The sequence below is a fragment of the Pseudomonas sp. BS3782 TE3695 genome, assembly GCF_050435305.1.
Classification (GTDB): Bacteria; Pseudomonadota; Gammaproteobacteria; order Pseudomonadales; family Pseudomonadaceae; genus Aquipseudomonas.
On the sequence record NZ_JBNDKB010000001.1, the window covers coordinates 5,947,302 to 5,962,467 of the forward strand.

The 15,166-nt window shown below is 60.6% G+C and carries 13 protein-coding genes; 5 read left to right on the top strand and 8 right to left on the bottom strand.

What is annotated here, in order from left to right; all coding sequences use genetic code 11:
- Positions 1–23: 23 nt before the first annotated feature.
- From ABH909_RS26970 to ABH909_RS27000, 7 genes are all read right to left on the bottom strand, one after another.
- Positions 24–1,034 carry a chemotaxis response regulator protein-glutamate methylesterase gene (locus tag ABH909_RS26970; RefSeq protein ID WP_429438966.1) on the bottom strand — a complete coding sequence of 337 codons (1,011 nt, stop codon included), beginning with the start codon at positions 1,032–1,034 and terminating at the stop codon, positions 24–26.
- Positions 1,031–3,319: a hybrid sensor histidine kinase/response regulator gene (locus tag ABH909_RS26975; protein WP_429438968.1), complete on the bottom strand. Its 2,289-nt coding sequence runs from the start codon at positions 3,317–3,319 to the stop codon at positions 1,031–1,033. The genes ABH909_RS26970 and ABH909_RS26975 overlap by 4 nt, the downstream gene beginning before the upstream one ends.
- Positions 3,316–3,999 carry a chemotaxis protein CheW gene (locus ABH909_RS26980; protein WP_429438970.1) on the bottom strand — a complete coding sequence of 228 codons (684 nt, stop codon included), beginning with the start codon at positions 3,997–3,999 and terminating at the stop codon, positions 3,316–3,318. The genes ABH909_RS26975 and ABH909_RS26980 overlap by 4 nt, the downstream gene beginning before the upstream one ends.
- Positions 3,996–5,285 carry a CheR family methyltransferase gene (locus tag ABH909_RS26985; RefSeq protein ID WP_429438973.1) on the bottom strand — a complete coding sequence of 430 codons (1,290 nt, stop codon included), beginning with the start codon at positions 5,283–5,285 and terminating at the stop codon, positions 3,996–3,998. Before ABH909_RS26985 ends, ABH909_RS26980 begins: the two co-directional genes overlap by 4 nt.
- A complete protein-coding gene (locus ABH909_RS26990) occupies positions 5,282–5,818 on the bottom strand; it encodes a chemotaxis protein CheW (RefSeq protein WP_429438976.1) in 537 nt (178 codons plus the stop codon). The genes ABH909_RS26985 and ABH909_RS26990 overlap by 4 nt, the downstream gene beginning before the upstream one ends.
- Entirely contained in the window at positions 5,818–7,440 is a 1,623-nt protein-coding gene (locus ABH909_RS26995; RefSeq protein ID WP_429438978.1) for a methyl-accepting chemotaxis protein, read from the bottom strand. The genes ABH909_RS26990 and ABH909_RS26995 overlap by 1 nt, the downstream gene beginning before the upstream one ends.
- Before the next feature lie 282 nt (positions 7,441–7,722).
- Positions 7,723–8,445 carry a tellurite resistance TerB family protein gene (locus ABH909_RS27000; RefSeq protein WP_429438981.1) on the bottom strand — a complete coding sequence of 241 codons (723 nt, stop codon included), beginning with the start codon at positions 8,443–8,445 and terminating at the stop codon, positions 7,723–7,725.
- A gap of 326 nt (positions 8,446–8,771) precedes the next feature.
- Here ABH909_RS27000 and ydcS point away from each other — a divergent pair, with 326 nt between their 5' ends.
- The 5 genes from ydcS to ABH909_RS27025 all read left to right on the top strand — a co-directional run bounded on the left by ydcS (position 8,772) and on the right by ABH909_RS27025 (position 14,496).
- Positions 8,772–9,923 (top strand): putative ABC transporter substrate-binding protein YdcS, encoded by a 1,152-nt coding sequence (gene ydcS / locus ABH909_RS27005; protein WP_429438983.1) that lies wholly within the window; start codon positions 8,772–8,774, stop codon positions 9,921–9,923.
- A 172-nt stretch (positions 9,924–10,095) separates the two neighbouring features.
- A complete protein-coding gene (locus ABH909_RS27010; RefSeq protein ID WP_429438986.1) occupies positions 10,096–11,133 on the top strand; it encodes an ABC transporter ATP-binding protein in 1,038 nt (345 codons plus the stop codon).
- Position 11,134: 1 nt separating this feature from the next.
- Entirely contained in the window at positions 11,135–12,082 is a 948-nt protein-coding gene (locus tag ABH909_RS27015; protein WP_429438988.1) for an ABC transporter permease, read from the top strand.
- Positions 12,072–12,896: an ABC transporter permease gene (locus ABH909_RS27020; RefSeq protein ID WP_429438991.1), complete on the top strand. Its 825-nt coding sequence runs from the start codon at positions 12,072–12,074 to the stop codon at positions 12,894–12,896. Before ABH909_RS27015 ends, ABH909_RS27020 begins: the two co-directional genes overlap by 11 nt.
- 175 nt (positions 12,897–13,071) lie before the next feature.
- Positions 13,072–14,496, top strand: a complete 1,425-nt coding sequence (locus ABH909_RS27025; RefSeq protein WP_429438994.1) for a gamma-aminobutyraldehyde dehydrogenase — start codon at positions 13,072–13,074, stop codon at positions 14,494–14,496.
- A gap of 169 nt (positions 14,497–14,665) precedes the next feature.
- On the opposite strand, the gene ABH909_RS27030 is transcribed toward ABH909_RS27025, so the two are convergent.
- Positions 14,666–14,851: a hypothetical protein gene (locus tag ABH909_RS27030; RefSeq protein ID WP_429438996.1), complete on the bottom strand. Its 186-nt coding sequence runs from the start codon at positions 14,849–14,851 to the stop codon at positions 14,666–14,668.
- Positions 14,852–15,166: the final 315 nt, after the last annotated feature.

Below are 15,166 nucleotides of genomic sequence, written 5' to 3' on the forward strand. Positions count from 1 at the left end.
GCCACGATTGCTGCTAATGATAGTCATTTTGAGAAAATTTCCAGCAATCTTGGCGCTATCTTGTCCAGTGGGCGAACTTCCACAGCCGCGTTAATGGCCGCGGCCGCCTTCGGCATGCCATACACCGCACTGCTCTGTTGGTCCTGAGCGATGGTCAGGTAGCCCTGCTGGCGCATGAGTTTAAGTCCTTGCGCGCCGTCGCGCCCCATACCGGTGAGCAAAACGCCCACGGCGTCACCACTCCAGTAACTGGCCACACTCTCGAAAAACACATCGATCGACGGCCGATAGATCTCGTTGACCGGTTCGGCGGTGTAGGCAAGCGTGCCGTTTTTCAACAATCGAATGTGATGGTTGGTACCGGCCAGCAGGACCACGCCGCTTTGCGGCCGTTCGCCTTCCAGGGCCAGGCGCACGTCCAGGCCGCTGGCGCTGGCAAGCCATTCGGCCATGCCGGCGGCAAATACCTGATCCACATGCTGGACCAGCACGATGGCCGCCGAAAAATCTCGAGGCAGGCCCTTGAGCAGCACCTCCAGCGCGGCCGGGCCTCCAGCGGATGAACCGATCGCCACCAAATGCTGGCGCGAAGACGAGTGGCGGTGCGAACTCGGTGCCGATCGTACCCGATTGCTCTGCTCGCCGATCAGCCAGCCAATGTTCATGATCTTGCGCAGCAACGGCGCGGCAGCGTCCTGAGGATTGCCCCCGCCGATAGCCGGTGTATCGACCACATCCAGCGCACCGTAGCCCATGGCTTCGAACACCCGGTGCACGTTCTGCTCGCGGTCGACAGTGACAATGACTATCGCGCATGGGGTCTCGGCCATGATTCGCCGGGTCGCTTCCACACCGTCCATCAACGGCATGATCAAATCCATCAGGATCAGATCCGGGGTGTATTCAGTGCAACGTTGCACCGCCTCGGCCCCATTGCCGGCGACCCAGACCACTTCGTGCGCCGGTTCGAACGCCAAAGCGCGGCGCAAGGCCTCCACCGCCATGGGCATGTCGTTAACGATGGCGATTTTCATGCCCGCGCGCCTCCAATAAGTTCAACCACTGCATCCAGCAACGCGTCATCATGAAAACTGGCCTTGGCCAGATAATAGTCGGCTCCGGCGTCCAGTCCACGGCGACGGTCTTCTTCGCGATCCTTGTAGGACACCACCATCACCGGCAGGGATTGCAGACGGTTGTCGCGGCGCACCAAAGACACTAGCTCGATGCCGTCCATGCGCGGCATGTCGATGTCGGTGATCAACAGATCGAAGTCCTCTGAACGCAGGGCGTTCCAGCCATCCATGCCGTCCACCGCCACCGCGACGTCATAGCCGCGATTGAGCAGCAATTTGCGCTGCAACTCACGAACCGTCAGCGAGTCGTCCACCACCAGAATCCGTTTACGCGCCGCTTCGACGGCCTGATTGGCATGCCGGGCAATGCGCTCCAGACGCCCGGTATTGAGCAGTTTGTCCACCGAACGCAGCATGTCTTCGACGTCGACGATCAGCACCACCGAGCCGTCGTCGAGCAACGCCCCGGCGGAGATGTCCTGCACCTTGCCCAAGCGCTCATCCAGCGGCAGTACCACCAGCGTTCGCTCGCCGATGAAGCGCTCGACTGCCACCCCGTAGATCGCCTCGCGCTCGCGGATGACCACGACTTTGAGGGTTTGCGCGTTATTCTGGCTCGCCGGACGATGCAACAGCTGACTGGCGGCAACCAGCCCGACATGCCGGCCTTCGTACCAGAAGTGCTGCCGGCCTTCGACCTGCACGATATCTTCCGGCGCCAGGTCGCACATGCGCTCGATGTGCGCCAACGGGAAGGCATACGCCTCGTCACCGACTTCCACCACCAGGCTGCGCACCACCGACAGCGTCAGCGGCACTTCCAGATGGAAACGACTGCCCACGCCTGCCGTCTGCTCCAGCACCACGGCACCGCGCAACTGGCGAACCATGTGCTGAACCGCATCCAGCCCCACGCCGCGCCCGGAGACTTCAGTGACGGAGTCGCGCAGGCTGAAACCCGGCAGAAACAGGAACGTCAGCAGCTCCTCTTCGCTCAATTGAGCGGCGGTGCCGGCTGGGGATAACTGCCGCTCGACGATGTTGCGCCGAAGCTTTTCCAGGTCGACGCCGTTGCCATCATCGCTCAGCTCCAATACCAGCAAACCGGCCTGATGGGACGCTCGCAAACGGATCACGCCTTCTTCCGGTTTGCCGGCCAATAGCCGTTGTTCCCGGGTTTCGATGCCGTGATCGACCGCATTGCGCAACAGGTGCGTCAGCGGCGCTTCGAGTTTTTCCAGTACGTCGCGGTCGACCTGGGTCTTATCGCCCTCGATCTCCAGTCGTACCTGTTTGCCCAGGCTGCGGCCGAGGTCGCGGACCATGCGCACTTGCCCGCTCAGCACATCGGCGAATGGCCGCATGCGACAGGCCAGCGCCGTGTCGTACAACACCTGCGCACGCTGGCTGGCGTGCCAGGCGAATTCGTCCAGCTCAGCGTTTTTTTCCACCAGCAATTGCTGAGACTCGGCCAACAACCGGCGGGCATCGCCCAAGGCTTCCTGGGCTTCGAGACTCAAGGCATGGTCCTTGAGATGGACGTTGAGGTTTTCCAGCGCCCGCAGGCCGTTGCTCTGCATGCGTTTGAGGCGTTGCATGGTGGCCAGGTGCGGCTTGAGCCGCTGGGTTTCCACCAGGGATTTACTCGACAGGTCGAGCAGGCTGTTCAAGCGCTCGGCCGTGACGCGCAATACGCGCTCGCTACTTTCGGCGGTGCGTTTAATCGTAGGCGCTGGCTCGGCGGGCGCTGCCGGGGAGGCGTCGGCGGTGGCCGACATGGGCGGCTCAACCTTGGGCGTCGGCGGTTCCATCTGAAGCTCTGCCATCGGTGGCGCGATGGGCGCAGTGGCCGCCATGTGATCAAGCAGCCGTCCCATCAAGATGACGTAAGCGTCGATATCCGCAGGCGCCGGAGCATTGCCTGGCGTCGCAATCCGCATCAGCAGATCGGTGCCTTGCAACAGTGCATCAATGTGTTCGGGCCGCAGGTACAGGCGGCCTTCCTGGGCGCTGACCAGATAATCTTCCATCACATGGGCGACACGGACCCCGGCATCGACCCCGACAATCCGCGCCGCGCCCTTGAGCGAATGGGCGGCGCGCATGCACGACTCAAGATAATCGGCCTGGGTCGGATCGCGCTCAAGCGCCAAAAGACCTGCGCTCAGCACCAGGGTCTGGGCCTCGGCTTCGAGACTGAACAGTTCCAGCAAAGAGGCGTCACGCATTTGCTCGGGGGTCATGTGAGGCTCCGGGTCACGGCGGACAGCAGCTGCTCTTCATCCAGCCAACGCAGGCTGCGACCTTTGAATTGCAAGACGCCACGGGTATATCTGGCGCTGGCCTGGGTGCCGGACCGGGACGCCGCATCGAGAATGTGCTCGTCGATGGCGTGAATCCCGTCCACCTCATCCACCGGCACCACCACCGGTCCGCCGTGGGCGGCGATGATCAGCATCCGCGGCATCACCCGCGCGCCGGATGCCACGCCACTGGTGGCATCAAGCCCCAGCAATTCCACCAGCGACAGGCACGCCACCAAGGCACCGCGCACGTTCGCCACGCCGAGCAACGCCCCGGAGCGTTGGTGGGGCAAGGAATGAATCGCTTGCAGCGGCGCCACTTCGACCAGGCTGCGGGTGGCCAGGCCCAACCATTCTTCGCCGAGACGAAACATCAGCAGCGAGCGGGTTTGCACATCGCTCCCGGCCACGGTGGAGACTTGCTCGCGGTCGTCCTGCTGCAACGCATAGCGATCGAGCAAGCGTGTGGCGGCAGCCGAATACACCGCACAATTGCGGCAATGAATGTGCTCGCTCAGCAATGGGCAGGACTTGTCGCCGTGGATACCGATGCGGTTCCAGCAATCGTCGATGGCCTGGGCATCTTCATGGGTGACGCTCAAGGTGTCGGCGGCGTTCATCGTTTACGCTCACTGTCAGCGGCGCGCTCGCTACGGGCGGCGCGGGCCTGTAATCGTCTGGCACCGGCCGTATCGCCCTGGGACTGCAGCAAAGCGGCCAGATGCATCAACGCGTCGGGGTGTTGCGGCTCCAGGTACAACGCCTTGCGATAAAAACCCTGGGCCTCGAGGGCGCTGCCGGCGATATCGCTGAGCAGACCCAGCCAGTAGAACACCTGGGCCACCGGCTCGTGACTGCGCAAAAAACTGTCGCACGCAGCGCGGGCCTCGGCACTTTTGCCTTCGTTGGCCAGCGCGGCGATGTTTGCCAGCAGCGTAGCGGTGTCCGAAGGGGCTTTCGAAGGGATGGTTTTCGAAGGGGTGGCGGCGACCTGAGCCATCGGCAGCACCGTCGCGAAAGGCCGACTGCGCACTGGCGGCGGTGTCACGCTGCGCACCGGTTGTTGCACCGGCAGCGGCGTCGGCACGAAGGTCGCGAGCGGTTCGGGTGCACTTTGACGGCTGAAGGCGAACGACTGCGGGATGCCGATCGAGCGCATGCCGAAACGCCCCAGCAGACTGCCCTCCGCCGGGCCGATAAACAGCACGCCGTCAACGTGGGTCAGGCGCTTGAGCACTTCGAACACTTGCTGCTGGGTCGGCTGATCGAAATAGATCAGCAAATTGCGGCAGAACACGAAGTCATAAGGTGGCTCATTGGCCAGCAAGGCCGGATCCAGCAGATTGCCGACCTGCAAACGCACTTGTTCAAGCACGCGCCCACTGAGGCGATAGTTGTCGTTTTCAGCGGTGAAGTGCCGCTCGCGGAAGTCGATGTCCTGGCCGCGAAAAGAATTCTTGCCGTACAGCGCGAGCCTGGCCTTCTCCACCGACAGCGGGCTGACGTCCATACCGTCGACCTTGAACTGGTGCGGCGCCAGCCCGGCATCGAGCAATGCCATGGCGATGGAGTACGGTTCTTCGCCGGTGGAACACGGCAGGCTGAGAATCCGCAGGGCGCGCATGTTATTGATCGCCGCCAGCCGTTTGGCCGCCAGTTTCGCCAGCGTGGCAAAGGATTCCGGGTAACGGAAAAACCAGGTCTCGGGGACGATCACCGCTTCGATCAGCGCCTGTTGTTCGTCGCGCGAGCCGAGCAAGGTGTGCCAATACTCATCGGCCGTCCGCGCCCGGGCCGCCGTGATGCGCTGGCGCACCGCACGTTCGATGATCGCCGGGCCGACCGAGCCCACATCGAGGCCGATACGCTGTTTGAGGAAATCGAAAAACCGTTGATCGCTGCTCATCCCTGCTCCTCAAACTGCGCCAGATCCAGCGGCGGCGAGGGAAATAACAAGGCGCGGACCTGTTCGTCCAGCAAATCGGCAACCCGCACCCATTGCAATAAACCCTGGGCATCTTCGCGTACCGGCCCCAGGTACGGCGCCTGGCGATTGTCCAGGCCATAAGGCTGAAAGTCCGCCGGGTTGCAGCGCAACGTGTCGGTGGCCTGCTCCAGAATCAGCCCGAGCAATTGCCCAGGCGTTGCCTCATCCGGGCGATAGTGCACCAGCACCAGCCGCGTGCTGGTACGGGCCTGGGCCGGTTGGCCGAACGTCAGGGCGCTGAGGTCGATCACCGGCACCACCGCGCCGCGACAGGCAAACACCCCCGCCACCCAATCCGGTGCCTGGGGAATCGGTTTCAACGGCAGCTGCGGCAGCACTTCGGCCACCTCGATGGCCTGCAACGCGTAACGCTCGTTGCCGATGTGGAACACCAGAAACAACGACTGTTTCACCGGCATCACCGCGCCGCGCTTGACCGCGAGCTCGCTCATCAGACTTTGAATCGCGAGACGCCGCCACGCAGCCCTACGGCCACCTGGCTCAGTTCATCAATGGCGAAACTGGCCTGACGCAAGGACTCGACGGTCTGGCTGCTGGCATCGCCCAACTGCACCAACGCATGGTTGATCTGCTCGGCACCGGTGGCCTGGGCCTGCATGCCTTCGTTGACCATCAACACCCTTGGCGCCAGCGCCTGAACCTGATGGATGATCTGCGACAGTTGCTCGCCCACCTGCTGCACCTCGGACATGCCACGGCGCACTTCTTCGGAAAACTTGTCCATGCCCATGACCCCGGCCGACACCGCCGACTGAATCTCGCGCACCATCTGCTCGATGTCGTAGGTGGCCACCGCGGTCTGGTCCGCCAGGCGCCGCACTTCGGTGGCGACCACGGCAAACCCGCGACCATATTCACCGGCCTTCTCGGCTTCGATTGCGGCATTCAGGGACAACAGATTGGTCTGGTCGGCAACTTTGACGATGGTCACCACCACCTGATTGATGTTGCCGGCCTTCTCATTGAGGATCGCCAGTTTGGCATTGACCAGATCGGCCGCGCCCATCACCGAGTGCATGGTGTCTTCCATGCGCGCCAGGCCTTGTTGACCGGAACCGGCCAGCACCGAAGCCTGATCGGCGGCGGTGGAAACTTCGGTCATGGTGCGCACCAGATCCCGCGAGGTGGCGGCAATTTCCCGCGAGGTCGCGCCGATTTCGGTGGTGGTCGCTGCGGTTTCGGTGGCCGTGGCCTGCTGCTGCTTGGATGTCGCGGCGATTTCCGTGACCGACGTGGTGACCTGCACCGAGGAGCGCTGCGCCTGGGACACCAGCGAGGTGAGCTCGGTCATCATGTCATTGAAGCCGGTTTCCACCGCACCGAACTCGTCCTTGCGATCAAGATTCAAACGGCTGCTGAGATCGCCGCTGCGCATGACTTCGAGGATATCCACGATGCGATTCATTGGGGCCATGATCGCGCGCATCAGCAGCAGGCCACACAAACCCGCGACGATGATCGCCACCAGCAAAGAGACGCCCATGCTGATTTTGGCGGCGGTCACCGCTTCGGCGATGGCCAGCGTGGCTCTGTCAGACAGGTCGTGATTCATTTCGATAAGGGTGTTCAACTGCTTGCGCCCATTGACCCAGGCCGGCGTGAGCTTTTGCTCCAGGGCAAGACGCGCTGGCTCGTACTCTTTGCGCTGATAGAGGTCGAGGACGTTGGTCATCTCTTGATTGAACAGCTGATGACGCGCTTCGAATTCATCGAATGCGGCCTGATCCTGGGGAGTGAAAATGGTCTTGCGGTAATTGACCATCTGCTCGCTCAAGCGCTCTTCAAAGCTCTTGAACATGGCGTGGTCGGCGGGTGTTATTTCGCGACGTCCGGAAAGACCGACAATTTGCTGGGTCAGGTTATAACTGTCGACCCAGGCACCGCGCATCATCGAACTGAAATACACCCCGGGAACCGCATCGGTACGGACCTTTTCTGCACTGGCGTCGATCTTCATCAGCCGAGAAAAGGACACCACAACCATCAACAGCATGATCGCGATAATCACCGCAAAGCTCGCCAAAATGCGTTGGCGCAACGTCCAGTTCTTCACAGTCAGTCCTCGGTGCGGTTCGAATTGCGGGGGAGTATAGCCGAGGGTCTGTGGGAACGGGCTTGATCGCGAAGAACGAAAACGCGGTACTCCTGACGAACCTTTGTGGCGAGGGGACTCGCCCCCGTTCGGCTGCGCAGCAGTCGCAAACCCGGCCAATGAGTACGCAAAAAGATCGCAGCCTTCGGCAGCTCCTACACGGACAGCGTACACCCGTCCCTAACGGATAAACGCGATCCCGTAGGAGCTGCCGAAGGCTGCGATCTTTTTAAAAAGCGCCGCTTACACCGAAGCCTGCCGCACCTGTTTCTCCAACTCGGCCTTCAACCCTGGTTCCAGTTTCAACTGCCGCGCCAGTTCATCCAGATAGGACTTCTCCATGAAGTTCTCCTCATCCACCAGCATCACACTGGCGATGTACATCTCAGCCGCCATTTCCGGCGTACTCGCTGCACGGGCGACGTCGGTCGGGTCCAGCGGCTTGTTGAGTTCAGCGTGCAGCCAGTGTTGCAGTTCCTGATCGTTGTCGAGTTTGCGGAACTCGCCTTCGATCAATTCACGTTCACGCTCATCGACATGCCCGTCAGCCTTGGCCGCGGCCACCAGTGCCTTGAGGATCGCCTGACTGTGTTGCTCGACCTGGGCCGCGGGCAAGCGGTCGATCGTTTGCGGCTCTGTTGTGGCTGCGGCGCCCTGCTGGGCCTGCCAGTTGCCATAGGCCTTGTAGGCAATCACGCCCAATGCCGCGAGACCGCCGTAGATAGCCACTTTGCCGCCTACCTTGCGCACCTTCTTGTTGCCGAGCAACAGGCCCATGGCACCAGCCGCCAGAGCACCGCCGCCGGCGCCGGAGAGCACACTGCCGAGGCCACCCGAACCACTGGAGCCTCCCAGCAAATCGCCCAAACCACCGCTGGACGCTTTGTTCCGGGTACCGCCGGCCTTGTTCTGCAACAGATCCTGACCGGATTTGAGTAGTTGATCGAGCAATCCACGAGTGTTCATTTTGCTGCCTCCACGAATTCGGGTTAACCGGATCTTTAAGGCCCTCAGCCTAGATCGAAAGTGCCCGACATCCTTCCATGAGAGTGCTTCCAGATGTTGCTCATATTTAGACGAACCGGCTGCAGCCTCCCTCGCGAAACGATTTCATCGAATGCAGCCTTTGAGATTTGTCGACCGTGGAACCGCGCACTAGGCTGGATAAATCCATAAGACAGCCAGGCCTCAATCTGCCTCTCACAAAGCGCACTAAGCTAATAACAGGCCACTCACGGCGCATCACCCCGTTCAGAACTGCCCCGACCATAATTTGAAGAAGAGGGTTCACCATGCTTGTGCACAAGACCGCACTGCTCAGTGCAATCACGACAGCACTTCTGGCCAGCGCCAGCCTGCAGGCCGCCGAACCGCTGAAAGCGGTGGGTGCCGGCGAAGGTCAGCTGGATATCGTCGCCTGGCCTGGCTATATCGAACGGGGCGAAACCGACAAGGCCTATGACTGGGTGACCGGTTTCGAGAAAGAAACCGGCTGTAAGGTCAACGTCAAGACGGCCGGCACATCCGATGAAATGGTCAGCCTGATGGCCAAGGGCGGTTACGACCTGGTGACGGCGTCCGGCGACGCCTCCCTGCGCCTGATCGCCGGCAAACGTGTGCAGCCGATCAATACCGCATTGATTCCCAACTGGAAAAATCTCGATCCACGCCTCAAGGATGCGCCGTGGTATGTGGTCAACAACCAGACTTACGGCACTCCCTATCAATGGGGACCGAACGTGCTGATGTACAACACCAAGGTGTTCACGCAGCCACCTGGCAGTTGGGGGGTGCTGTTCGAAGAGCAGAAGCTGCCCGACGGCAAAACCAACAAGGGCCGCGTGCAAGCGTATGACGGCCCGATCTACATCGCCGACGCGGCGCTGTACCTGAAAACCGCCAAGCCGGAACTGGGCATCACGGATCCTTACTTGCTCGACGAAAAACAGTACAAGGCCGTTCTCGACCTGCTGCGCGCCCAGCAAAAGTTGATCCATCGCTATTGGCACGACACCACCGTGCAGATGAGTGACTTCAAGAATGAAGGCGTGGTGGCCTCCAGTTCCTGGCCCTATCAGGTCAACGGCTTGATGAACGAGAAACAGCCCGTCGCCTCGACCATCCCCAAAGAAGGCGCCACCGGGTGGGCCGACACCACCATGCTGCATGCCGAGGCCAAACACCCGAACTGCGCTTACAAATGGATGGACTGGTCGCTCACACCGAAAGTCCAGGGCGATGTGTCTGCCTGGTTCGGCTCATTGCCGGCGGTTCCGGCGGCGTGCAAGGCCAGTGAACTGCTGGGCGCCGAGGGTTGCAAGACCAACGGTTTTGACCAGTTCGACAAGATCGCCTTCTGGAAAACTCCGCAGGCTGAAGGTGGCAAGTACGTACCTTATAGCCGCTGGACCCAGGATTACATTGCGATCATGGGGGGTCGTTAAGCCCGCTTGAGGTCAACAGAGAGATCAAAAACAAGATCAAAAGATCGCAGCCTTCGGCAGCTCCTACGCCGACGGCATGCATCGCAAATGTGGCGTCTTCTGCAAATCCCGTAGGAGCTGCCGAAGGCTGCGATCTTTTAACGCAAAGCGTGCCTTCTCGGAGCACCGCACCATGACGCTTGCAGTCCAGTTCACCAACGTTTCCCGACAGTTCGGCGAGGTGAAGGCCGTTGACCGGGTTTCTATCGACATTCAGGACGGCGAGTTTTTTTCCATGCTGGGCCCCTCCGGCTCGGGCAAAACCACCTGCCTGCGCCTGATCGCCGGTTTCGAACAACCGAGCGCGGGTTCCATTCGTATTCACGGCGCCGAAGCTGCAGGGTTACCACCGTATCAGCGTGACGTGAACACCGTGTTCCAGGACTACGCGCTGTTCCCGCACATGAACGTGCTCGACAACGTCGCCTACGGTTTGAAAGTCAAAGGTGTCGGCAAGTCCGAACGTCAGAAACGCGCCGAAGAAGCTCTCGACATGGTCGCCCTCGGCGGCTACGGCGAGCGCAAACCGGTGCAACTCTCTGGTGGCCAGCGCCAGCGTGTAGCCCTGGCCCGCGCGTTGGTCAATCGCCCTCGCGTGTTGCTGCTCGACGAGCCCTTGGGCGCACTCGACCTGAAGCTGCGCGAGCAAATGCAAGGTGAGCTGAAGAAGCTGCAACGCCAGCTCGGTATCACCTTCATCTTCGTTACCCACGATCAGACCGAAGCGCTGTCGATGTCCGACCGCGTGGCGGTGTTCAACAAGGGCCGCATCGAACAGGTCGACACACCGCGCCATCTCTACATGAAGCCGGCGACGACCTTTGTCGCCGAATTCGTTGGCACTTCCAATGTGATTCGCGGCGATCTGGCCCGGCAGTTGAGCGGCAATCCACAGCCGTTTTCGATCCGCCCCGAACACGTGCGTTTCGCCGAAGGCCCGCTGGCCAGCCATGAAATCGAAGTCAGTGGCCTGCTGCACGACATCCAGTACCAGGGCAGCGCCACCCGCTATGAACTGAAACTGGAAAACGGCCAGACGTTGAACATCAGCCAGGCCAACGTTCAGTGGCTGGATGTCAGCACGCAACATCAGACCGGGCAACGCATCAGCGCTCGTTGGGCGCGCGAAGCGATGATTCCGCTGCACGACAATGTTGTGGGCGGGGTATGAGATGAACAGCGTGGCCGCTCCTCAACCCCCTGCCAGCAGTTCGCCGTTGCGCCGGTTTTCGAACGTGCTGTACCGGCGGCCGAACCTGTATCTGTCGCTGCTGCTGGTGCCGCCGTTGCTGTGGTTCGGCGCGATCTATCTTGGTTCGCTGTTGACGTTGTTGTGGCAAGGCTTCTACACCTTCGATGACTTCACCATGACGGTCACGCCCGAGCTGACCCTGGCGAATTTCACCGCACTGTTCCAGCCGTCGAACTTCGACATCATCCTGCGCACCCTGAGCATGGCCGTCGTTGTGTCGATCGCCAGCGCAATCGTGGCGTTCCCGATCGCCTACTACATGGCGCGCTACACCAGCGGCAAGACCAAGGCATTTTTCTACATCGCGGTGATGATGCCGATGTGGGCCAGTTACATCGTCAAGGCCTACGCCTGGACCTTGCTGTTGGCCAAGGGTGGCGTGACCCAGTGGTTCGTTCAGCACCTGGGGCTGGAGCCTGTGTTGCAGTTCGTGCTCGGGATTCCGGGCGTCGGCGGCAGCACCTTGTCGACCTCGCATCTGGGGCGGTTCATGGTGTTCGTCTACATCTGGCTGCCGTTCATGATCCTGCCGATCCAGGCCTCACTGGAACGCCTGCCGCCGTCCTTGCTGCAAGCCTCGGCGGACCTTGGTGCCAAGCCGCGTCAGACCTTCATGCAAGTGATTCTGCCGCTGTCGATTCCGGGCATCGCCGCCGGTTCGATCTTCACCTTTTCCCTGACCCTGGGCGACTTCATCGTGCCGCAACTGGTGGGTCCGCCGGGTTACTTCATCGGCAGCATGGTCTACGCCCAGCAAGGAGCGATCGGCAATATGCCGATGGCGGCGGCCTTTACCTTGGTGCCGATCGTGCTGATCGCCATTTACCTGTCCATCGTCAAACGTCTGGGGGCTTTCGATGCGCTCTGATGCTTCATCTCAAGACCGGGCATCCCTGGGCCTGCGCATCGCTGCCTGGGGCGGGTTGGTATTCTTGCACTTCCCGATCCTGATCATCTTCCTCTACGCCTTCAACACCGAAGACGCGGCGTTCAGCTTTCCGCCCAAGGGCTTTACCCTGAAGTGGATCGGCGTGGCGTTCTCCCGGCCCGACGTGCTGGAAGCGATCAAGTTGTCGTTACAAATCGCCGCCGTCGCCACATTGATTGCGCTGATCCTGGGGACTCTTGCGTCGGCGGCATTGTACAGGCGGGATTTCTTCGGCAAGCAAGGCATCTCGCTGATGCTGATCCTGCCGATTGCCCTGCCCGGGATCATCACCGGGATCGCGCTGCTGGCGACCTTCAAGACCTTGGGAATCGAGCCGGGGATGTTCACCATCATCGTCGGGCACGCGACCTTCTGCGTGGTGATCGTCTACAACAACGTCATCGCCCGCTTGCGCCGCACTTCATACAGTTTGATTGAGGCCTCGATGGACCTCGGCGCCGACGGTTGGCAGACCTTCCGCTACATCGTCCTGCCGAACCTCGGCTCGGCGATGCTGGCCGGTGGCATGCTGGCGTTTGCGCTGTCGTTCGACGAAATTATCGTCACCACCTTCACTGCCGGCCATGAACGCACCTTGCCGCTGTGGCTGCTCAACCAGCTCAGCCGCCCACGGGATGTACCGGTCACCAACGTCGTCGCAATGCTGGTAATGATAGTGACCATGCTGCCGATCCTCGGCGCTTATTACCTGACCCGGGGCGGGGAAAGCGTTGCGGGCAGTGGCGGGAAATAACGGACAACTCATTTCCAAGGTGGAAACCGGATTCTGTGGGAGCGAGGCTTGCCCGCGATAGGGGTCTTACAGTCGACATTTCAGTTGAATGTCAGTCAGTCATCGCGGGCAAGCCCGCTCCCACAGGGGGCCGGTTCAGCAGGAACACATAAGCATCTTCGATGAGGACATAGCCATGCAAACCAAACTCTTGATCAACGGCCAACTCGTCAACGGCGACGGCCCTACCCAAGCCGTGTTCAATCCGGCCCTCGGCCGTGTACTGGTAGAAGTCAATGAAGCCAGCGAAGCCCAGATCGATGCGGCGGTGCGGGCCGCCGACAACGCCTTCCAGGCCTGGTCGCAAACCACTCCGAAAGATCGTTCGTTGCTGCTGCTCAAACTCGCTGACATCATCGAAACCCACGGCGACGAATTGGCCAAACTGGAGTCGGACAACTGCGGCAAACCTTACAGCGCTGCGCTGAACGATGAGATCCCGGCGATTGCCGACGTGTTCCGTTTCTTCGCTGGCGCCAGTCGTTGCATGAGCGGCGCGCTGGGGGGTGAATATTTGCCCGGCCACACCTCGATGATCCGCCGCGACCCGGTGGGCGTGATTGCCTCCATCGCGCCGTGGAACTACCCGCTGATGATGCTCGCCTGGAAAATCGCCCCGGCCCTGGCCGCCGGTAATACCGTGGTGCTCAAGCCGTCAGAGCAAACCCCGCTGACCGCCCTGCGCCTGGCAGAACTGGCGTTGGACATCTTCCCGGCCGGTGTCCTTAATCTGGTGTACGGCCGTGGTTCCGCGGTCGGTACCGCATTGGTCAATCACCCGAAAGTGCGCATGGTGTCGCTGACCGGCTCCATTGCTACCGGCTCGAACATCATTTCCAGCACTGCCGGTAGCGTCAAACGCTTGCACATGGAACTGGGCGGCAAGGCGCCGGTGATCATCTTCGACGATGCCGACATCGATGCCGCCGTGGAAGGTATTCGCACTTTCGGCTTTTACAACGCCGGTCAGGATTGCACCGCTGCCTGCCGCATTTACGCGCAAGCGGGCATCTATGACCAGTTCGTCGAAAAAATCGGTGCGGCGGTCAGCAGTATCAAGTACGGCGTGCAGGACGATCCATCGACGGAGCTTGGCCCGTTGATCAGCGCCCAACATCGAGACCGCGTGATCGGTTTGGTTGAACGTGCGATGGCGCAACCACACATCCGTTTGATCACGGGTGGCAAAGCGGTGGAAGGCATAGGCTTCTTCTTTGAGCCAACGGTGCTGGCCGATGTGCAACAGGACGACGAGATCGTGCGCCGCGAAGTGTTCGGCCCCGTAGTGTCGGTCACCAGGTTCACCGATGAAGCGCAGGCACTTACCTGGGCCAACGATTCAGACTATGGCCTGGCGTCATCGGTCTGGACCACGGACGTCGGCCGCGCCCATCGCCTCTCTGCCCGTTTGCAGTACGGCTGCACGTGGGTGAACACCCACTTCATGCTGGTCAGCGAAATGCCCCATGGCGGTCAGAAACTGTCCGGTTACGGGAAAGACCTGTCGATGTATGGGCTGGAGGATTACACCGTTGTGAGGCATGTGATGTTCAAGCATTAAAAGCGGAAAGATCGCAGCCTGCGGCAGCTCCTACAGGATTTGCGCCTGCCGCGGTATCTGCGGCGCATGCAATCGACGTAGGAGCTGCCGCAGGCTGCGATCTTTTCCAACAGACGCACAGATGGCAAGGGATCCGACCGCAACACGGTCACGGCCGAATCCTTTAACATCAAAACCGCGAAACACTCCTCATCGCATCCACCAGATACCGCATCGCAATCCGATCGCTCTCCGACAGTTCGCGATACCGCTCCACCAATTTCATCTCTTCCACACTCAGCCGACGCCTTCGCCGACCGGTGGTCAGCCAGGGAAAGAGTCCTAACATTTCGGTGATGCCTTGTACTTTCGACATGGACGATGTCCTTCTATACGTCAGAGAAAACTGCAAACCGCATCGCCCTATCACTTTCAGCGGCTGTCTTGTGCGCGCTGAACCCACCGGCCTGAAGGGCCGAAACCGGTCATGCCCATAGAATAGAAATTAAATCGGTGCTGAAAAGCGGTTTTTAGAGTAATTAGTCGAAAAAAGCAGGTATGCCCTATAAATCAGAAAGTGCTGTGAGAAACGTTACCTGAAATGTCTTGTTTCATTGCGGCGCTGTCGCTGTGCCATCAATCATTTTTGCTCTACAACTGAACGGTTTAAGCTTATTGGCATCTGCTCTAA

Bases quoted from the DNA above. Each gene is read 5' to 3' on its own strand.
- ABH909_RS27020 (WP_429438991.1), top strand. From the start codon at position 12,072: ATGCGCTCTGATGCTTCATCTCAAGACCGGGCATCCCTGGGCCTGCGC.
- ABH909_RS26970 (WP_429438966.1), bottom strand. From the start codon at position 1,034: ATGAAAATCGCCATCGTTAACGACATGCCCATGGCGGTGGAGGCCTTG.
- ABH909_RS27010 (WP_429438986.1), top strand. From the start codon at position 10,096: ATGACGCTTGCAGTCCAGTTCACCAACGTTTCCCGACAGTTCGGCGAG.
- ABH909_RS27000 (WP_429438981.1), bottom strand. From the start codon at position 8,445: ATGAACACTCGTGGATTGCTCGATCAACTACTCAAATCCGGTCAGGAT.
- ABH909_RS27030 (WP_429438996.1), bottom strand. From the start codon at position 14,851: ATGTCGAAAGTACAAGGCATCACCGAAATGTTAGGACTCTTTCCCTGG.
- ABH909_RS27015 (WP_429438988.1), top strand. From the start codon at position 11,135: ATGAACAGCGTGGCCGCTCCTCAACCCCCTGCCAGCAGTTCGCCGTTG.
- ABH909_RS26985 (WP_429438973.1), bottom strand. From the start codon at position 5,285: ATGAGCAGCGATCAACGGTTTTTCGATTTCCTCAAACAGCGTATCGGC.
- ABH909_RS26980 (WP_429438970.1), bottom strand. From the start codon at position 3,999: ATGAACGCCGCCGACACCTTGAGCGTCACCCATGAAGATGCCCAGGCC.
- ydcS (WP_429438983.1), top strand. From the start codon at position 8,772: ATGCTTGTGCACAAGACCGCACTGCTCAGTGCAATCACGACAGCACTT.
- ABH909_RS26990 (WP_429438976.1), bottom strand. From the start codon at position 5,818: ATGAGCGAGCTCGCGGTCAAGCGCGGCGCGGTGATGCCGGTGAAACAG.
- ABH909_RS26975 (WP_429438968.1), bottom strand. From the start codon at position 3,319: ATGACCCCCGAGCAAATGCGTGACGCCTCTTTGCTGGAACTGTTCAGT.
- ABH909_RS27025 (WP_429438994.1), top strand. From the start codon at position 13,072: ATGCAAACCAAACTCTTGATCAACGGCCAACTCGTCAACGGCGACGGC.